Annotated in this window: 15 protein-coding genes; 14 read left to right on the top strand and 1 reads right to left on the bottom strand. The window is 52.4% G+C overall.

Annotated features, from left to right (window positions below):
* Positions 1-162 precede the first annotated feature (162 nt).
* Positions 163-1,416 (bottom strand): aromatic ring-hydroxylating oxygenase subunit alpha, encoded by a 1,254-nt coding sequence (locus tag ACXAFR_RS20395; protein ID WP_475180296.1) that lies wholly within the window; start codon positions 1,414-1,416, stop codon positions 163-165.
* 327 nt (positions 1,417-1,743) lie between these two features.
* Here ACXAFR_RS20395 and ACXAFR_RS20390 point away from each other — a divergent pair, with 327 nt between their 5' ends.
* From ACXAFR_RS20390 to ACXAFR_RS20325, 14 genes are all read left to right on the top strand, one after another.
* On the top strand, positions 1,744-2,847 hold the full coding sequence (locus ACXAFR_RS20390; RefSeq protein WP_475180293.1) for an FAD-binding oxidoreductase: 1,104 nt from the start codon (positions 1,744-1,746) through the stop codon (positions 2,845-2,847).
* Positions 2,848-2,892: 45 nt separating this feature from the next.
* The gene (gene glyA / locus ACXAFR_RS20385) at positions 2,893-4,146 is read left to right on the top strand and encodes a serine hydroxymethyltransferase (RefSeq protein ID WP_475180292.1); all 1,254 of its coding nucleotides are present in this window, start codon (positions 2,893-2,895) and stop codon (positions 4,144-4,146) included.
* Positions 4,147-4,267: 121 nt separating this feature from the next.
* Complete coding sequence (locus tag ACXAFR_RS20380) at positions 4,268-5,245, top strand: dipeptidase (RefSeq protein WP_475180291.1); 978 nt, start codon at positions 4,268-4,270, stop codon at positions 5,243-5,245.
* 63 nt (positions 5,246-5,308) lie between these two features.
* Complete coding sequence (locus ACXAFR_RS20375; RefSeq protein WP_475180288.1) at positions 5,309-5,839, top strand: DUF5943 domain-containing protein; 531 nt, start codon at positions 5,309-5,311, stop codon at positions 5,837-5,839.
* 110 nt (positions 5,840-5,949) lie between these two features.
* Positions 5,950-8,025, top strand: coding sequence for a dimethylglycine demethylation protein DgcA (gene dgcA / locus ACXAFR_RS20370; RefSeq protein ID WP_475180287.1), 2,076 nt, complete (start codon positions 5,950-5,952; stop codon positions 8,023-8,025).
* Positions 8,026-8,049: 24 nt separating this feature from the next.
* Positions 8,050-10,065: a (Fe-S)-binding protein gene (locus tag ACXAFR_RS20365; RefSeq protein ID WP_475180284.1), complete on the top strand. Its 2,016-nt coding sequence runs from the start codon at positions 8,050-8,052 to the stop codon at positions 10,063-10,065.
* On the top strand, positions 10,065-11,429 hold the full coding sequence (locus tag ACXAFR_RS20360) for an electron transfer flavoprotein subunit alpha/FixB family protein (RefSeq protein WP_475180281.1): 1,365 nt from the start codon (positions 10,065-10,067) through the stop codon (positions 11,427-11,429). Before ACXAFR_RS20365 ends, ACXAFR_RS20360 begins: the two co-directional genes overlap by 1 nt.
* Positions 11,419-12,264 carry an adenine nucleotide alpha hydrolase family protein gene (locus ACXAFR_RS20355; RefSeq protein WP_475180278.1) on the top strand — a complete coding sequence of 282 codons (846 nt, stop codon included), beginning with the start codon at positions 11,419-11,421 and terminating at the stop codon, positions 12,262-12,264. Before ACXAFR_RS20360 ends, ACXAFR_RS20355 begins: the two co-directional genes overlap by 11 nt.
* Positions 12,265-12,512: 248 nt before the next feature.
* Entirely contained in the window at positions 12,513-13,949 is a 1,437-nt protein-coding gene (locus tag ACXAFR_RS20350) for an L-serine ammonia-lyase (protein ID WP_475180275.1), read from the top strand.
* Between the two features lie 29 nt (positions 13,950-13,978).
* Positions 13,979-15,256, top strand: a complete 1,278-nt coding sequence (locus ACXAFR_RS20345; protein WP_475180274.1) for a sarcosine oxidase subunit beta family protein — start codon at positions 13,979-13,981, stop codon at positions 15,254-15,256.
* A gap of 36 nt (positions 15,257-15,292) precedes the next feature.
* Complete coding sequence (locus ACXAFR_RS20340) at positions 15,293-15,574, top strand: sarcosine oxidase subunit delta (protein ID WP_475180272.1); 282 nt, start codon at positions 15,293-15,295, stop codon at positions 15,572-15,574.
* Between the two features lie 8 nt (positions 15,575-15,582).
* Entirely contained in the window at positions 15,583-18,618 is a 3,036-nt protein-coding gene (locus ACXAFR_RS20335) for a sarcosine oxidase subunit alpha family protein (RefSeq protein ID WP_475180269.1), read from the top strand.
* Positions 18,611-19,267, top strand: a complete 657-nt coding sequence (locus ACXAFR_RS20330) for a sarcosine oxidase subunit gamma (protein ID WP_475180265.1) — start codon at positions 18,611-18,613, stop codon at positions 19,265-19,267. Before ACXAFR_RS20335 ends, ACXAFR_RS20330 begins: the two co-directional genes overlap by 8 nt.
* Positions 19,268-19,611: 344 nt before the next feature.
* Positions 19,612-20,748: a BCCT family transporter gene (locus ACXAFR_RS20325; protein ID WP_475180262.1), complete on the top strand. Its 1,137-nt coding sequence runs from the start codon at positions 19,612-19,614 to the stop codon at positions 20,746-20,748.
* Positions 20,749-20,818 lie beyond the last annotated feature (70 nt).

Raw genomic sequence — 20,818 nt, 5'->3', positions numbered from 1 at the left:
GCGATACTAATGCAAAGAAAGAAGTTTCCGCAATGAAATTTTATCGGTCGGGAATTGTTCTGGCTTGATGGGGAAGGTCTGGGAGGTGGGTAGGGCGGACAAAAAAATAGCCAGAGTGCGTCTGGCTATTTTAGAGTGCAAAAGAAATAAATCAGCAAGGTATTAAGAGGGGTCCGAGTTCTCTAAAACCCGATCGCTATACCAGTTAAGAAAGTTCACGATGCCAAATTCATAGGTTTCAGAATAGGGACCGGGTTCATAGGCGATGGAATTGATGCCTTCCTGATTTTGTTCCGCCAGAATACGATCCTGATCATTGGTGGCATCCCAGACTCTGCGCAATTGTTCTGGATTATAATCGACGCCTTCTACCGCATCTTTGTGCACCAACCATTTGGTGGTCACCAAGGTTTCCTCTGGGCCGATGGGTATCACACGAAAAGCGATGATATGATCGCCCTGGGCGTGGGACCAAGAGTTTGGAAGATGCAATATACGTAGGGAGCCCAAGTCCGCATTGCGAATCCGGCCCATAGGTTTATTGCACGCACGACGGCCATCGATGGTCATTGCCAGAGTGCCTTTTTTTAACGGCATGCGCACTAAGCGGTTACGGTTGTTTGCGAAGCTGATGTGCTTGTGTGGAATGTTCTCAGCATCCCAGGCTTTCGCCATTTCAGCAACATGTTGTTTAAAGGCATCTGTGGCGCGAGGATCTTCTGTATCGTCCCATTCCAGCAACGTATTCAACAATTCTGGGTGAGATCCGTTGCAGTGGTAGCATTCCCGGTTGTTTTCGATGACTAACTTCCAATTGGCTTTTTCAACGATGTTGCTCTCGACAGCAACCTTGCTGTTGTCCAGGTCATAGGGTTCTAGATAGCTGGCTAAAGCGTCGAGATAGTCGTCAAAGTAGGGGGGCTCTTCAGATAGGCATATGTAGATATAACCCCCTGCCACTTTAACGTTAACGTCTTTGAGAGCGTAATCGGACAAATTGAAATTGCTGCCCATTTCCGTGCCCGCATAGAGCAGTTTGCCATCCAATTCGTAAGTCCACTGGTGGTAGGGGCACACCAACTTTGCGGTTTTGCCTCGGTGACTCAAGCAGATTTTCGAGCCCCGGTGGCGACACACATTGTGAAATGCTTTGATCTCTCCCTGTTGGTCGCGGACGACGACAATGGGATTGCGTCCAATATTCAACGTGAAATAGCTGCCTTTCTCGGGCACGTCTGCCGTCACACCCGCAAACAACCATTCCTTTTGGAAGATCTCTTCCATATCCAACGCAAAGGCTTCCTGGCTGTTGTAAAACGGTTGTTCGAGGGAATGTGTTGGCTTGCGACGTCGGAGTAGATCGCAGAGTTCAGGAACGAGATTGTTGTTGCGAGTTGAAAAAACGAGGGAGGTCATCAGGAATCTCCAAAGAGCAGCTTATCAAGTGTGTTTAGTTCGATTTTCCAGGAAAGCCCGTGGCGCTGGTATACCCGTTTTGATCCGGCTTGGTTATCGATTCTGAACTAAGGGGCCGCGCAGGAGTTGCCTATAAACGACTTTCAGGAGGTCGTTTTGCGACTTCTTCGAATCGGCTATGGCAGCCGCCAAGTCCAGAGGGTTGAGCGAGATTCATAACTGACGCAAATGAATCATTTGCTAGTCGCTTTTAGCCAACTCGCAGAGAGAGCCTGTGCCCACAATAGCGGTCACTCCTCACTACTTTTGTCCGTCAGGCGAGCGACTATGAATGACGAATTTGCCAACTCGATCCGAACGCAGGCTTGGACCAATGGTCGCCATATCGTTCGATGCGTGAAAATCATCTACGAAACAGATGACATCAAGACCTTCTGCTTTGCCGCAGATAAACCCGTGATGTTTTTCTTTAAGCCTGGGCAATTCGTCACCTTGGAATTGGAAATCAACAATGAGCCTGTTTTGCGAAGCTATACGATTGCTTCCAGTCCGTCGATTCCCTACAGCTTTTCTATCAGCGTCAAACGACTTCCTGGCGGCAGAGTTTCCAACTGGCTGCACGACCATTTGGCGACGGGGGATGCCATCGCGGTTCACGGGCCGGTCGGGCGCTTTAATTGTATTGATTTTCCTTCCGAGCGAGCTCTCATGCTCAGTGGTGGCATTGGCATCACCCCGGTGATGTCGATGGCGCGCTGGTGGTTCGATACCAACAGTCAGGTGGATATCAAATTTATTCACAGTGCGCGGACGCCCCGAGACATTGTTTTTCGCCGAGAACTTGAACACATGGACTCCCGTGTGCCGAGCTTTGATCTGACGGTCATTTGTGAAAGATATGACATCGGCGATACCTGGTGTGGATATACCGGCTATTTAAGTCGCCTAATGTTGGATTTAATCGCGCCAGATTTTATGGAACGGGAAGTCTACTGCTGCGGCCCCGAGCCTTACATGAATGCCGTTAAAAAGTTGCTCGTTGAGGCCGGCTTCGACATGTCGCGCTATCACGACGAAAGCTTCGGAGTGACTCCTGAACCCGCACTCGAAGACGCGATCGATCAGGTGGAGCAGGCCCAGGTTGATCAAGAAGAGGCTCAGATTACTGAGGGTAACTGGGTAGAGTTTCGCAATTCTGGTAAGAAAATTTGCGTCTCCGAAACAGAAACCGTCAGCCTGGCTGCTGCCAAGGCTGGTCTGCACATACCCAAGGCTTGCGGTATGGGCATCTGCGGTACCTGCAAAGTTAAAAAATTGCAGGGCAGTGTCACTATGCAACACAACGGCGGGATCACCGACAGCGATGTTGAGGAAGGCTATATCCTCAGCTGTTGCAGCGTTCCAGATGGCGATGTCGTCATCGAATTTTAACTCTCACTTTTGACATCCACCCGATTTTATTTTGGGGCTTTTACTATGTTCACACGACAAGACACTATTGAAGAGTTTGACAGCGAGCTGTGGCACGCCATGGCCAATGAAGAACGCCGACAGGAAGAGCATATCGAACTGATTGCCTCTGAAAACTACACCAGCTGGCGTGTTGTTCAAGCCCAGGGCAGTCTGCTGACCAACAAGTACGCTGAGGGTTATCCTGGCAAACGCTATTACGGTGGTTGCGAGTATGTCGATGTGGTTGAAACTCTCGCCATCGAACGCGCCAAGGAGCTGTTTGGTGCGGAATACGTTAACGTACAGCCCCATTCCGGGTCACAGGCGAACTCTGCGGTCTATATGGCACTGTTGCAGCCGGGCGATACCATTCTGGGTCTGAGTTTGGATCACGGTGGACATTTAACGCACGGTGCGAAACCGAATTTCTCCGGCAAGATCTACAATGCTGTTCAGTACGGCCTGAATGATGAAACGGGCGAAATTGATTACGAGCAGGTCGCAACCCTCGCGCGTGAACATCAACCCAAGATGATTGTCGCCGGATTTTCCGCCTATTCCCGCATTATGGATTGGCAGCGTTTTAGGGATATTGCCGACAGTGTTGGTGCTTACCTTTTCGTTGATATGGCCCACGTTGCGGGTCTCGTCGCCGCTGGCCTTTATCCGAATCCGGTACCGATTGCCGACGTGGTCACAACGACAACCCACAAAACATTACGTGGCCCTCGCGGCGGCTTGATTCTGTCGCGCGATGCAGAAACCCTGGGCAAAAAATTCAACTCTTCTGTTTTTCCTGGCGGTCAAGGCGGCCCGTTGATGCACGTGATTGCGGCGAAGGCGGTCGCTTTTAAGGAGGCGTTGAAGCCGGAGTTCGCTGTCTACCAGCAGCAGGTATTGGATAATGCGAGAGAGATGGTTGATGTCTTTCAAAAGCGTGGCTTCAATGTTGTCTCTGGCGGCACTGACGACCATTTGTTCTTGCTCGACTTGGTCGATAAAGGCATCACCGGTAAAGCAGCCGATGCCGCGTTGGGGCGCGCTTACATCACCGTCAACAAAAACGCAGTCCCCAACGACCCACAGTCTCCGTTTGTCACCAGCGGCCTGCGTATCGGCACACCGGCGGTCACCACGCGTGGGTTCACGGAATTCGAATGTAATCAGGTCGCCCATTGGATTTGTGATGTCCTGGAGTCCATCGATGACGAAGGCGTCATTGATGCCGTGCGGGAAAAAGTCCGTGGCCTCTGCGGTGACTTCCCCGTCTACCGTTGATCCCGGCGCGTCAGGACAGGCGACGCATTCGCACAACTGACGGTCGCAATTGTTAATTCTGTCAGCGATAGAGTAGGACAAAATCGCTGACAGTTAACCAACTTCACAGTGAGAATAGCCCATGCAAACCCAGCAGCTGCACGAAGAAATGATTGTTATTGATGGCCTCGTCATTGCCAACTGGAGCCGCGACTTGTTTCTAGACATGCGCAAAGGCGGATTAACGACGGCCAGTTGTACCGTATCTGTTTGGGAAGGGTTTCAGGCGACCATGGACAACCTGGTTGAATTCAATGGTTTTTTCCGGGATCACGCCGATCTCATTATGCCAGTCAAGAGCACCGACGATATCCTCGACGCCAAACGTCAGAATAAAACCGGCATCATCTTAAGTTTCCAAAATGTCAGCGCCTATGAAGATCAGCTGGGTTATGTCCAACTGTTTAAGGACTTGGGCGTTGGTGTCGTGCAGATGGCCTACAACACTCAGAATCTGGTGGGGTGTGGTTGCTATGAGCGCGACGGTGGGCTCTCGGGCTTTGGTCGTGAAATCGTGGCTGAAATGAACCGCGTCGGCGTGATGTGCGATTTGTCCCACGTGGGCGCAAATACCTCTCGGGAAGTGATCGAAGCGTCGGCAAAGCCGGTTTGCTATTCCCACTGTTTACCGGCCGGACTTAAAGAGCATCCGCGCAATAAGTCCGATGCAGAATTGAAATTTATCGCAGATCACGGCGGTTTTGTCGGCGTCACCATGTTCGCACCTTTTTTACGTAATGGTATTGAGTCAACGGTAGACGATTACGTCGAAGCCGTGGGTTACGTGATCGACATCGCTGGCGAAGATGCTGTTGGTATCGGAACGGATTTCACCCAGGATCACGGTCAGGATTTTTTTGATTGGCTGATGCACGACAAAGGCTACGCCCGCAAGCTGACGGAATTTGGCACCATCGTTAATCCCGACGGCATACGAACCCTGGGCGATTTCCCCAATTTGACCGAAGCCATGCATCGTGCTGGCTGGGGAGAGCAACGCATCCGCAAAATTATGGGCGGTAACTGGATGCGGGTTCTTAAGGATGTCTGGGGCGAATAATTCGCCTCTTACCTAACACCTATTTGGGCGCTGCCCGTGACTGTTTTTGATTTGGAGACCATTATGGCAAGCCACGCTCCCGAAATGCCAATTACTGTTGATGACGAAACCGGTGTCTGGACGACAGACGCTCTGCCAATGCTCTACGTTCCCCGTCATTTCTTTGTGAACAATCACGTTGCGATTGAAGCGGAATTGGGTGCCGAACGCTATGCGGCGATCCTCTACGATGCCGGTTACAAATCCGCCTGGCACTGGTGTGAGAAAGAAGCTGAGGCTCATCAGTTACAAGGCGTCGCGGTATTCGAGCATTATATGAAGCGTCTTTCTCAGCGGGGCTGGGGAATCTTTACCATTGAAGCTCTCGATATTGAAGCGGGGACGGCCAAAGTTCGACTTGATCATTCAGCGTTCGTTTATCAGATGGGCAAGTGTGGGCGCAAAATTGATTATATGTTTACTGGCTGGTTTGCCGGGGCCATGGATCAAATCGCCCAGAGTTTAGGTTATACCGTTAAGACCCGTGCGGAGCAGACCTGCTGTGCCGCAGAAGAAGGTGTTGATCACGGTATGTTCGAAGTCAGCCCGCTGTAAAACGCTTTGTTTTGTGTCGCCGGCTGCTCTGGTAGCCGGTGTAGCAGCAGTCTTATCGACATCACGTTTTCCTCGGTTTATTGGCCGTTTATTTTCAGTGGAGTTCTTCCATGTCCCAGTTCGGCGCTCTGTTTCAACCACTTAACATCAATCAGCTGACGATTCGCAATCGCGTTGTCAGTACCGCTCATGCAGAGGTCTATGCCACCGACGGAGGTATGACCACTGAGCGCTACGTAAAATATTACGAAGAGAAAGCCAAAGGTGGCTGTGGCCTGTGTATTTGCGGTGGCTCCAGTGTGGTTGCTATCGACAGTCCTCAGAGTTGGTGGAGCTCCGTCAATTTGTCGACCGACAGAATTATTCCACACTTCCAGAATCTTGCCGATGCCGTGCACAAACACGGCGGCAAAATCATGATTCAAATAACCCATATGGGACGGCGGTCACGCTGGGACGGTGAAAACTGGCCAACCCTTATGAGTCCCAGCGGCATACGTGAGCCAGTGCATCGCGCGACCTGCAAAACGATTGAGGAAGAGGAAATCCAGCGCATCATCGGCAACTTTGCGTCGGCAGCGGCCCGCGCCAAAGCTGGTGGCTTGGACGGCGTCGAATTATCCGCTGTGCACCAACATTTGATCGATCAATTCTGGTCCCCCAGGGTTAATAAGCGCACCGATCAATGGGGCGGCAGCTTTGAAAATCGCATGCGTTTTGGTATGGAAGTCCTCAAAGCTGTGCGCGCTGAAGTTGGCCGTGATTTTGTGGTCGGCATGCGCATCTGTGGTGATGAATTTCATCCTGACGGTCTGTCGCACGATGATATGAAAGAAATCGCCGCCTACTACAACGCCACAGGTTTGGTTGATTTTTTCGGTGTTGTCGGTTCCGGTTGTGACACTCACAACACCTTGGCGAATGTGATTCCCAATATGAGCTATCCGCCTGAACCCTTTTTGCATCTTGCTGCGGGTATCAAAGAGGTTGTTGATGTGCCGGTGATTCATGCCCAGAACATTAAAGATCCCAATCAGGCCCAACGCATTCTTGAGGCCGGTTATGTGGATTTTGTGGGAATGACGCGAGCCCATATCGCCGACCCGCACATTATCGCCAAAATCAAAAACAACCAGATTGATCAGATTCGCCAGTGTGTTGGCGCCAATTATTGTATTGATCGTCAATACCAAGGTTTGGATGTTCTGTGTATTCAAAACGCGGCGACATCCCGTGAACATCTGGGTATGCCTCATATCATTGAGCGTACCACCGGCATGATTCGCAATGTCGTGGTGGTTGGCGGTGGTCCTGCCGGTATGGAGGCGGCTCGTGTTGCGGCTGAGCGGGGGCACAAGGTGACTTTGTTGGAAGCGAAAGAATCCCTGGGCGGGCAGATTACGCTGGCGGCGAAAGCGCCACAGCGAGATCAAATCGCCGGTATCACTCGTTGGTACGGCCTGGAACTCCAGCGTCTTGGCGTTGAGGTGCAATTTAATACCTGGGCAGACACGGCGATGATCCGCGATCTGGGCGCCGATGTGGTGATTCTGGCTACCGGTGCCGATCCCTATCTCGAGCAGGTCGACGAGTGGGGCGCTGCCGAAGGGCTGGTGGTTTCTACGTGGGATATTCTCAGTGGCAAAGTCGCGCCCGGAAAAAATGTGTTGGTTTACGACACCATCTGTGAGTTTTCCGGCATGTCGGCTGCAGATTATCTGGCTCAGCAAGGCAGCCTTGTGGAGCTCATTACCGATGATACCAAGCCAGGGGTTGGCATCGGTGGGACAACTTTCCCAACCTATTACCGCAGCCTCTACGAAAAAGACGTCATCATGTCGTCTGACCTCGCCCTGGAAAAGGTGTATCGTGAAAATGACAAGCTGGTGGCATTGTTGGTAAACGAATATACCGGACAACAGGAAGAGCGATTGGTCGATCAGGTGGTTGTCGAGAATGGTACGCGTCCCGATGAATCCCTCTACTACGACTTAAAGGCCGAATCCTGTAATCGCGGGCAAGTCGATATCGAAGCGCTCTACGCCAGTCAGGCGCAGCCCATTCTCCAGCAACAGGCTGATGGCAAAACGTCGAGCTACATACTGTGGCGTATTGGTGACTGTGTGGCGCAGAGAAATGTTCACGCGGCGATTTACGACAGCCTGCGACTTTGTAAAGACCTCTGATCGGTTTGCGCCGGAGTTACCGCTATGGATTTACTCAGCTCGGTTAGTCTGCTGTTACTGGCAGGTGCGCTTTTTCTGGTAGCCCTTGGTGCTTTGCGTCGCATTCTGCTGTGGCGCAGAGGCCGACCCGAGGCGGTTGCCTTTTGGTCTGGTCTGGCGGCAATACCCAGACGTTATCTTGTGGATTTACATGCGGTCGTTCATCGTGACCGCTATATGTCCAATACCCATGTGGCAACCGCTGGTGGCTTCGTCTTGGCACTGGTGATCTGGCTGTTACAGCTTTTGGTCTGGCAAGACAGCCTGCTGTTGGATGGCGTTTTACTGAGTGCCAGTACGCTCATGTTTGTCGGTACCGTGTTTGTCTATCGGCGTCGACTCAATCCGCCCGCGCGTTTATCAAAAGGCCCGTGGATGCGCTTTCCGAAAAGCTTGATGACCTTTGCGATAGCGCTGTTTGGCTTAACGTTGCTGAAAATGATCGCGTCTATTGATGGTGCCGGGACGATCATGGGCGGTGTATTGCTATTGGTTGGGATCGCCATCGGTCTCGCCGAATTGGTGGGGGGAATCGCTCTTGGAGGGCCTTTCAAACACGCGTTTGCAGGCTCCTTGCATCTGGCTTTTCACCGACGCCCGGAACGTTTTGGCGGTGGTCGCTCTACCGGATTAAAGCCTCTTTATGTCGAAAAGGTTGTCGCAGATGGTGGCAGCTTGGGAGTTGGCAAACCCGAAGATTTTGCCTGGAATCAGTTACTCGGCTTTGATGCCTGCGTCCAGTGCGGCCGCTGTGAAGCTGTGTGCCCAGCCTTCGCGTCCGGACAGCCGCTCAACCCCAAAAAATTGATACAGGATTTGGTGGTGGGCATGGCGGGTGGCAGCGATCACAAGTATGCGGGATCTCCCTATCCCAATGTACCCGTTGGCAAGGCTCAGGGTGGGCCCCACGACCCCATCGTCGGTGGATTAATTGCCGAAGAAACACTCTGGTCGTGCACCACGTGTCGCGCGTGTGTTGAAGAGTGTCCGATGATGATCGAGCATGTCGATGCCATCGTCGACATGCGCCGATTCTTAACCATGGAACGGGGCATCACGCCGGTTAAAGGTGTTGAAACCCTAGAGAACTTGATCGCGACGGATAATCCCGGTGGGCTTCCACCGAGTAGCCGCATGCACTGGGCGGCGGATCAGAATCTGCCGTTGATTCAGGATCGTGGTGAAACGGATGTGCTTTACTGGGTGAGTGACGGTGCATTTGATATGCGCAGTCAGAAAATTTTACGCGCCCTGGTTGGTATCCTGCGTGCGGCCGGTGTGGATTTCGCCGTGCTCGGCGATGAAGAACGTGACAGCGGTGACGTCGCCCGCCGCCTTGGCGACGAATCCGCGTTTGAGGCTCTGGCGCAGGCCAATATCACAACGCTCGCACAGTATCGGTTTAACCGAATCGTTACGACGGATCCCCATGCGTTTCATTGTTTGAAAAATGAGTATCCTGCGTTCGGTGGTCAGTATACTGTCTTGCACCATACGACGTTTATTAGAGACTTGGTCGATACCGGAAAATTACAGGTCGACGGTGAAAAACTGCAATCCACACTTGGAACCGTGAGCTGGCACGACCCCTGTTACCTGGGGCGTTACAACGGCGAGTATGACGCACCTCGGGAGCTGTTGCGGGCGCTTGGGTTAAACCTGGTGGAAATGGAGCGTTCCGGTTTTCGCTCCCGCTGCTGTGGCGGCGGAGGGGCGGCGCCGATTACGGATATTCCCGGCGAGCGTCGTATTGCCGATATGCGTATGGACGATGTTCGCGCTACCGGAGCGACGACGGTGGTGGTTGGCTGTCAACAGTGTACCGCCATGCTCGAAGGCGTGGTTGAACCCAGGCCCGCCGTCATCGACATTGGTGAGGTGATTGTCAGCGCGCTGGTGCAGAAGGATACTGGCTCTGTGCAACCGACCCGCACCAAGGGCGTCACGCCACAACGAGTAGAATCGGACAGCACTGAGCTTCTGGAAGAGGAGGTCGTGTAATGAGTGTTCAGGTTTTACGCCGCAATCGGCGGGAGGAATGGATTCTTCGCAACCGTCTGCATCCCCAGCACGCCGCGCTTTTACAGATGCAGATGGGGGACGCTGAAGAGGTTGTGATGGGGCCGTCCGGTGTACGGCGGCGCAATCCTAGGCTGCGCTGGTTTACGGGTCCAAACGGCCTGCGTCGAGTCGATCGCTCGCCAGATCGCCAGCGTGGATTGGTGGCTGTCGCGGCGTCCAAGACAGCGAACAGCAAACCAGTGTTACCCCTGCATCGCATCGTCGCACCGGATTCGTACATTGCTGTCGTTGCCGATCTGACGGGTGGTCGCCTCAGTAGCCACGATCGAGATGTGTTGGGGTTAGCCCAGGAGTTTGCTCAGCAATTCAATGACGAAATGTCTTTGCAGGCGGAGACCGTGTCTGGCACACAGGATACCCAGCTTGATGCGGGATGTGGCGTAGTACTGATTGCCTTCGGCGAACTGCGGGATGAATCACTGCAGGAAAATGGCGTCGATCGACTGCTTCTCTTCAACGGGAGTGAATTTCTCGGTTACTCTCCAGAGGCCCGGTTATCGGCACTTTCTGCGGTGGAAGAAACCTTAGCGCCACAGTTTTGGCTGTTCCCGGATTCTAATGGCGGCGGTCGCGACCTCGGTTTGAGGTTCGCAGCTCAGTCACAATTCACCGTTGCTCGCAACGTTTGGCAGGCCACTGTCGCGGATATTACCGCGCGTGGCGGCAGTGGGCTGACCGATTGTCAGCGGCCGACGCCGCGAGTGATTTTAGCGGCAGAAGAATGCGCAATGCCTGTTGTATCTCGGCGTCATGAAGCGTTGACGCTTGATTTAGGTACTGAGTTGTCTCTTGGGGGAGCCGTCCATATTGAAGATCGAGGTTTGATGGATGTGGATCCCAATGAAGTCCCCCTAGCCGAAGCCGAGTTTATTTTGGCTGGCGGCAACGGCATTGATGATTGGCCAAAATTTCACGCTGCGGCGTCTGCACTGGGTGCCACCGAAGGGGCCAGCCGCGTGGCGGTTGATGATGGCTTTATGCCGAGATTTAGACAGGTCGGCGCTACCGGTACTTGGGTGACCGCCCGTGTGTATTTCGCGGTGGGGATTTCCGGCGCGATACAACACCTTCAAGGTATTGGCAGCTGTGACAAAGTGATTTGTATCAATACGGACAAATCCTGCGCCATGGTTAAACGTGCGGATTTAAGTGTCATCGGCGATGCCGATGAGTTGCTTGCCGAATTGACAGAGCTCGCCCAGAAACGCCGTGCGGAAAATATTACAGGTCAGCAACCTGCTGATGAGCACTCAACAGTGATGGAGGTCAGCTATGCAGTATGAACCTCAACGGAAAGTGTACGATAAAGACCGAGGCCAGGAGGCGGGTTTGGAAATTGCCGTCTTGGTTTCCGCGGGTATTCATCCGGCATCACAGCGCATGCGACGCGCAGGGATGGATGCCAGGGCGATCGAATTAGCGTTGCAGATGCAACCTCAGCGTCTCGATATTGTTTTCGCGGGTGATCCGGAATGTCCCGCGTTGCGGGAATATTTGGGGATGGGAATTGCACGACTGCAAGTACTGCCGGTTGAATCGGCGTGTGATCCCTATCCGGCGTTACTTTGGTGGCTAAGAAACCATTCGCCGGATCTGATCCTCACCGGATGTCTTGCGGAACAAGGAGAAAGTTCGGGGATGATTCCCTATTTATTGGCGTCGGCTCTAGAGAGGCCCATGGTCAATAACATCACGTCCTTTGTTACTTGGGGCAAAGGTCACGCGGAGGTATTGCAGGCATTACCGAGAGGCCAAAGGCGCTGTGTTAAGGTGCAGATGCCATTGCTGGCCAGTGTCGATATGATGGCAGAGCTGCCGCGTCAGAGTGCTGCTGGACCTGCGCGGCGGGGAACCATTGATGTCTGCCAGCAGGTACCCAGAGAGCTTCTCTGTCAGGGGAGTCTCTACGGCAGTGAATGGGATATCAGTGCTGCCCGCAAAAGACCCAAGCGCCTCGCCGTTGCTGCGGCACCTGCGGGTCGCAGCGCTGCAGATCGTTTTAAAGCGGCGACGGCGAAAGCCGCATCGTCATCGGGCACCGTTATAGAGGCGGGTTCGACATCCGAAAAAGCGCAAGCCATGTTTGATTTCCTGCAACAGGAAAACGTGTTTCGCTAATTCATGTGGGGTTGGTGTTAGGTCAATAACCGGTGGTGTCTAGGCATCACCGGTATTGGCGTGTCATTTTACGGATCGCCCTCCACAAAACCTCTGAATTATTGTTTGACCCCGCGCAATTGACTTTCTGAAAAGACAGGTATTTCCCTAGTCTCTTTTGTCATTGAATGAGTCGCTTTTGGATAAGTTACCTCACCGGGCTTTCTTCACAATAGCCTGAAATTGACCAACCAGAGTAGGCGGTTATTGTGAGAATCAGTGTCTTTGAGCTTTTCAAAATTGGCATCGGCCCATCGAGTTCACATACCGTTGGTCCTATGCGCGCCGCCGCCCTCTATATCTCAAAATTAAAATCAGAAGGCGTATTAGATCGGGTGCATCGAGTACAGGTGGAGCTGTATGGTTCCCTGGCGTTAACCGGAAAAGGTCACGGTACAGACAAGGCCGCGCTACTGGGTCTGATGGGAGAGGATCCCGCAACGGTTGATCCTGACCATGCCGATACCCTGTTTGATCATGTTCTCAAAGAGAATACCTTGCCGCTGGCGGGTTTGCGTCAGGTTCCCTTTGTCTATTCGCGTGACCTCCAATTTCTACGTCGTAAATCCATGCCGGGTCACGCCAACGGTATGCGGCTTTTTGCTTATGGTGAATCCGGTGAGTTGCTGTTTTCAGAAGGCTACTATTCGATTGGTGGTGGTGCCATTGTGACAGAAGCCGAATTGGATGGGACAGATCCGGTTCCTGTTTCGTTAGATGCCTGCATACTGCCATTCCCGTTTGAATCTGCAGCGCAATTGTTATCGTTGTGTGAAACCACCAATCGTTCAATTGCATCACTGATGTATGCCAACGAGCTGGCGCGAGCGCCCGAGTCTGAGGTAACGCAGAAGTTAACCGCCATCTGGACGACCATGAAGTCCTGCGTCACCCGAGGCATTCGCACGACGGGCGTATTACCGGGCGGATTGAATTTGCAACGCCGCGCGCCGGATTTGTACAAGGGCATGATTGATCTTGATCGTCGTCACCTGGTATTTCCAAATATGGATGGAATGACGTGGATTAATCTGTATGCCTTGGCCGTTAGCGAAGAAAACGCGGCGGGTGGCCGGGTGGTCACAGCACCGACCAACGGTGCTGCAGGTATTATTCCTGCCGTAATGCACTATTACCAACGTTTCTGTTCCGGCCAGCAATCACAAGACAGCATGCTGCCAAGGCGTTCCGATGGCGGAGATCCTGCCATGGAAACCTTTCTGCTGACGGCCGCGGCGATCGGCGCGTTATTTGTAAAAAATGCATCCATTTCTGGTGCCGAAGTTGGTTGTCAGGGCGAAGTCGGCGTTGCTTGTTCCATGGCCGCGGCAGGACTTGCCGCAGTGCTGGGTGCATCGCCCAAGCAAGTGGAAAACGCCGCTGAAATCGCTATGGAACACAATCTCGGGCTGACGTGTGATCCGGTAAAAGGATTGGTTCAAGTGCCTTGTATTGAAAGAAATGCAATGGCCGCGGTCAAAGCCATCAATGCCGCTCACATGGCATTAAATGGCGATGGGACTCACTACATTTCTCTCGATAAAGTGATTCGCACCATGCGTGCAACCGGTAAAGATATGAAACGAAAATACAAGGAAACCAGCCAAGGTGGGCTGGCGGTAAATGTCAACCTGGTGGAATGCTGATTTCCCCTGAATCTGAATGAGCTATCAACATGTCGCAATCTGCTTCTGCAATTAAAAATCGTTATTCCGGATTCGGACTTGTCCGCCATGCCGTGCAACATCACGAAAATTGGCAGCGTGTGTGGCGCAATCCAAAACCGCAGAAAAAATACGACATCATCATCGTTGGCGGCGGTGGTCACGGCTTGGCAACCGCGTATTACCTTGCCAAAAAATATAAAAAAACACGTGTAGCCGTGCTGGAGAAAGGCTGGCTGGGTGGTGGTAACACCGCCCGTAATACCACGATTGTGCGCTCTAATTACCTGTGGGATGAAGCGGCTCATCTTTACGAGCATGCTATGAAACTCTGGGAAGGGTTATCGCAAGATCTCAATTATAACGTCATGTTTTCTCAGCGCGGCGTCCTCAATTTAGGTCACACATTACAGGACATGCGCGACATACAGCGACGAGTCAATGCCAACCGATTGAATGGCATTGACGGTGAGGTTCTCGATACACAGGGTGTTAAAGAAATCTGTCCGGTATTGGATTGCTCTGATCGTACCCGCTATCCGATATTGGGTGCGTCCTGGCAGCCGCGCGGCGGAGTCGCTCGACATGATGCTGTCGCGTGGGGTTTTGCTCGCGGTGCAGACGCACTCGGTGTCGATCTGATTCAGCAGTGTGAAGTGACTGGCATTCAAATTGAAGACGGTGCGGCGACCGGCGTGACCACGCGTCAATATGGCACGATCGAAGCGGATCGCATTGGCTGCGTCGTGGCGGGTAACTCGGGCGTTATGGCAGGGCTCGCCGGTTTTGAATTGCCGCTGGAGTCGCATCCCTTGCAGGCGTTGGTGTCTGAGCCGATCAAACCGGTTCTGGATACGGTTGTCATGTCCAATCACGTACACGGTTATGCCTCTCAGTCCGACAAGGGCGATTTGGTGATAGGTGCCGGTATTGATGGTTACACCGGTTACGGTCAGCGGGGATCTTACGGTGTTATCGAGCACACCATTCAGGCGATCTTGGAAATGTTCCCGACCTTCAGCCGCGTACGCATGAACCGACAGTGGGGTGGAATCGTCGACACTTGTCCAGACGCCTGTCCGATTATCTCTGCAACGCCTGTAGAAAATCTCTTTTTTAACTGCGGTTGGGGAACCGGTGGCTTTAAGGCGACACCCGGTTCCGGCGATGTTTTTGCGGCAACCTTAGCCCGTGGTGAAGCCCACGAGTTGGCCAAGCCATTTTCTATGTTCCGATTCCACAGCGGGGCGCTCATTGATGAGCACGGTGCCGCAGGCGTGGCCCACTAACAGCGATTTTTATTTTTTTAAGCAGGAGTGACTGCCGTGTTTCAGATCTTTTGTCCTTACTGTCACGAATATCGGGATGAAGAAGAGTTTCATCCAAAAGGGCAGGCGCATATTGCGCGACCGCTTGATCCCGAAGCCTGTAGTGATAAAGAGTGGGCGGAATACATGTATTTTCGCAACAATCCGCGAGGACTTCGTCATGAGATGTGGGTTCATGCAGCAGGCTGTCGTAAGTATTTCAACATGACTCGCGATACCGTGAGTTACAAAATCGAAGAAGTGTACCGAATGGGTGAACAACCCACGGTCAAAGGCTGAGGCGCGTTATGGCACAGGTTAATCGTCTTTCCCAAGGTGGTCGCATCGACCGCAACAAGTCTCTGACGTTCCGATATGGCAATAAGTCCATACAAGGCTATCAGGGAGATACTGTTGCGTCAGCGTTGCTTGCTAATGGTATCAATGTGGTCGGTCGCAGTTTCAAGTATGGTCGGCCACGGGGTGTGTTTGCCGCCGGCGCGGACGAACCCAATGCGATTTTGCAGGTAGGTGGCAGTGAGGCAACACAGATTCCCAATGTCCGTGCGACTCAACAGGAAATTTACCCGGGTTTGACCTGTGGGCCAACAAATGGCTGGCCGAGCACGGATCTCGATATGAAGGGCGTCATCGGTCGCCTGGCGGGACGTATGATGCCGCCGGGATTCTACTACAAAACCTTTATGTATCCTGCCAAGTTGTGGATGACCTACGAAAAGTTCATTCGCAAGGCGGCCGGTCTTGGTCGCGCCTCCCGAATGGCGGATCCCGATGAATACGATCATCTGCATCACCATGTGGATGTGATGATTGTAGGCGCCGGTCCCAGTGGTATTGCGGCGGCTCTCGCGGCCGCTCGCAGTGGTGCCAGGGTGCTGTTGGCAGATGAACAAGCGGAATTTGGCGGCAGTTTGCTGGATACTGCGCGCGCAGGATTGTCCGAGTCTGAGAAACAGTCCACTGACGCATGGATAAAGACTGCTTTGGCGGAACTGGCGTCTCGGCCGGACGTTACCCTGTTGTCCCGGGCCACCGTCAACGGCTATCACGACCATAATTTTTTGACCGTGCACGAGCGCCTGTGGGATCACCAGGGTGATAATGTTCCGCAGCATACGCCACGGCAGCGGCTGCACCGGGTAAGAGCGCACTGGGTCGTGCTCGCAACAGGGGCCCAAGAGCGACCTCTGGTTTATGGTAACAACGATGTGCCGGGCAATATGTTGGCATCTGCCGTGACCACCTATATCGAACGCTATGCCGTAGTGCCCGGCAAAGCGTTGGTGTTGATGACCAGCAACGACAATGCCTACACCGCGGCGATTGCCTGGCACAAAGCCGGTCGCAAGGTGGCTGCTATTGTTGATACCCGAACCAACGTCGACGGCGCCATGCAGCAACGTGTTCGCGACATGGGCATTCAACTGTACACCGGCAGTGGTGTCATCAGTGCCGAGGGGCGCAAGCGAGTCACTGGTGCTATCGTCTGCAAACTGGACGCGGCGGGCGAAAACGTCATTGGCGGCTCGCAGTTGATTGCCTGTGATACCATTGCCAGTAGTGGCGGCTGGAGTCCGCTGGTGCATTTGGCGTGTCACACTGGTAGTCGCCCTCAGTGGAATCCGGACATTTATGGTTTTGTACCGGGCGCCACCATCCAACGCCAGCTGACTGCGGGTTCCATTGACGGTAATTACAGCCTGCAAGGATGTCTGGAAGCCGGCTGGAAAGCGGGTTTGCAAGCCGCGTCGGACGCCGGCTTTGAAAGCTCTGCAGAGGCGACATTACCGGAAGTTGCAGCGGTTTCCGAAGTGGCGCCGATGGAGATTTACCATTTGCCGCACACATTAGCCACCAGCCGCGCACCCAAGCAATTTGTTGATTTTCAGAACGATGTTACCGCCGCGGGCATTGAACTGGCAACGCGGGAGGGCTTTGAGTCCATCGAGCATGTTAAGCGCTATACCGCGCTGGGTTTCGGCACGGATCAGGGCAAGCTCGGCAATATCAACGGTATGGCCATCACGGCAAAAGCGCTGGGCAAAACCATTCCGGAAACGGGCACCACGGTGTTTCGTCCAAACTATACGCCGATCACCTTTGGCGCCCTGGCGGGGCGTCACTGTCGTGAACTCTTCGATCCCTGGAGAACCACATCGATTCATCCTTGGCATGTGTCACACGGTGCAAAATTTGAGACTGTGGGGCAGTGGATGCGCCCCTGGTACTACCCGCAAGCGGGTGAAAGTATGCAGGATGCGCTCAACCGTGAGTGTCTTGCGGCACGGTCTGGTGTTGCGATTCTCGATGCGTCAACACTGGGGAAAATCGATATTCAAGGTAAAGATGCCCGCGAATTTATCGGACGAATCTACAGCAATGCTTGGGCGAAACTCGCCGTTGGTAAGTGTCGCTACGGGTTAATGTGTGGTGAAGACGGAATGGTCTTCGACGATGGTGTTACGTCTTGCCTCGGAGAAAATCACTTTCATATGACCACCACAACGGGCGGTGCGGCGCATGTTCTCGATTGGTTAGAGCTTTATCACCAGACGGAGTGGCCAGAGCTGGAAGTGTACTTCACGAGCGTCACAGATCACTGGTCGACCATGACGGTTTCCGGTCCTGACAGTCGTAAACTACTGGAGGAAGTCACCGAAGGTATCGATTTGAGCGCGGACGCCTTCCCGTTTATGGACTGGCGTGAAGGTACGGTTGCGGGGGTACCTGCGAGAGTCTTTCGTATCTCGTTCACAGGCGAATTGTCATTTGAGATTAATGTTCAATCCAATTACGGGCATTTCGTTTGGCAAAAACTGTTTGAAGCCGGTGAGAAATACAACTTGACGCCCTATGGGACGGAAACCATGCACATCCTCAGGGCCGAGAAAGGGTTCATTATTGTCGGCCAGGACACAGATGGCTCTGTACATCCTCACGATCTAAACATGAGCTGGACAGTGGTCAACAAAAAGCCGTTTAGTTTTATTGGTAAAAGGGGCATGGCGCGTGAAGATTGTGTCCGTGAAGACCGTAAACAATTGGTCGGTTTGAAAACCTTGGATCCGTCCATTGTGCTTCCGGAAGGCGCGCAGGCGGTTGCCGATCCTAATCAATCCTTACCAATGACGATGTTGGGGCACATTACCTCGAGCTACTACAGTGCTAACCTGCAGCGCAGTATTGCCATGGGGTATATTCGTGGTGGCCTCAAACGTATGGGTGAAACCGTTTACTATCCACTGGCCGATGGCCGAGTCGTCGCTGCTGAAATCTGCAGCTATGTTTTCTACGATCCAAAAGGAGAGCGCCAGCATGTCTGATCTATCAGGAACCGATGTTTTTAACCAGGGCAGTGTGCTTGTCGCCAGCATGGAGCAGAATCCCGAATCCTCTGGGGTGACCGCGGAATCACCGCTGACTCCGGTATTTGAAAAGACACCTGTTGGCTCACCATCGGCGAGCGCAACAGTTCATATGGAGGAGGTGGGTTTGCTGACTCACCTTTCGCTGCGGGGTAACGCAGAGGAGAGCGGTTTTGCGGCAGGCGTTTCTAGCGCGCTCGGAACCGGCTTGCCAAAAGCACTGCAGTCAGAGGTGAAAGGCGAAATTTGTATTCGCTGGATTGGACCGGATGAATGGCTCATCACGGCACCCGGTACCGAAGCCTTTGCCCTGGAGCGCAACTTACGTTCACAACTTGACGGCCACTTTTCGATCGTAAACGTCAGCGGTGGTCAGACGGTTATCACATTACGTGGTGCAAATGCGGCGACTGTACTGAGAAAGTCAACCCCGTACGATGTACACCCACGTAATTTCCCCGTGGGCAAAGTCGTTACCAGTGTGCTGGCGAAATCGCAGGCGGTGATTCGGCGCAGTGGCGAGCAGGAATGGGAGCTTGTTGTCAGACGAAGTTTTGCCGAATATCTGTGGGCCTGGTTGCAGGATGCCGGTCGAGAGTTCGTCTAAACCTACTGACGATAGAAAACCGTGGCGTTTTTCCAGATCTATACCCGTTGTTTTCACAACAACGGGATCTGTAAAACGGCCATTTTTTGAGTTTTAATGGTGCAGCGGTCGTTATTTTTATCGGTGTGTTTTGTTTAGGAAACGCTGCCAAAACCCTGTTAATCCAAGGGCTCAGCGTCGTGAAAAACGCCTTTTGGGGTGTGTGTGATTCCTGTCGCACACAGCATCTGTCTTAAAAAACCTCTTTTTTCCTAGTAAGCTATGCTTTCTGAACAGGCACTTCACCTGCGTACGGTTTAGAAATGCCAGGTTCACTGACCGCCAAAAAATGATAGGGAGTTTCAGTGCAAGTTGTTCTTTCAATCGCCATTGCCGCAGTGTTGACTGCAGCATTTGTCATCGCGATACGCTGGCGTAATCTCCCAATATCCGGTTCATCACCCACATCCCTGTTTACCTTCATCGCAATTTTGTTTACTTCGGGACTGGATGTTGGGTTGATCATGTTTCCGCTAACGGAATTCCCGGTTTATGAACAGGAAAGCGTCTATCAATTTGCCAATCCTTTGGCGATTGAGTTTGGATTTTGGGGCTTTCTGATTTGGGCATTCTATTTTTTGACGACTTTTTATTTTTGTGTGTTGGAACCCCGCTTCCGCCTATTTGAGATTCCCTGGATTCGATTTCTGAATAATGTGGTCATTATAGGTACCTGTGCTTTTACGGGGTATTTGTTTTTGGGGTATCTCCCGGATTACATTCAGGGCATTCCACCGTTATTTCAATTCGGTTTTGTCGCGCTCGTCGTTTTATGTGCGGTTTTATCCAGTACTCATGTACGTTATGTAAAAATTCTCAGTGTCTCTTCAACCTGGGTTTTCTTCGCTCTGGTGGGCGGGATGTGGTTGGCAAGCGGTATGGGGCTCTCCGGTCTCATAACAACAAGCGCGGGTATCGGTGAATATTTTACCCATATCCAGCATTTTGTTTTTCCAATGTCGGATTATCATGCATTTTACCTGTTCTGGTGGTTTTCCTGGAGCATCATGATCGGTCAGTTTGTGTCGCGGTTTGTCGGTGGAATGAAAACCTGGCAACTTATGGCGGCTCTGTTGATTTTTCCGTCGATTCCCATCGGCCTCTGGTTTTCGGTACTGTATTTTTATTACTCTCAAACCTTAGCCATCGCCCCCATCATTAATTTTTCAATGATTGTCGTTGGGGTGATTTTTGTCATCAATTCACTCGATTCTTTGACGCGCTTGTATACGGATAATTTAAATCTATCCTACGAGCGTCTGGGACGATTGCGTTATATTGGGTTCAATTGGGGAATGATTTTTGGTTTGATTCTTCTCTATCAATTTACACCGTTACAAATTGAATGGATTGGTTTGGTTGTTATCGGAATTTTCACTCTTATCGCTGGACTGTTGCTGGCGCGATACCGTCAAAGCTCAGTAAAAACGCTTCAAGAGTAGTGCCGTTTTTTATTTATATTGGACATTCAATAAAAATTAATTCACAATTTGTCATCGAAGTGTTTCGACA

This window comes from Pseudomaricurvus sp. ABR4_320 (assembly GCF_056159445.1).
This window is presented reverse-complemented; position numbering and strand designations above follow the sequence as displayed.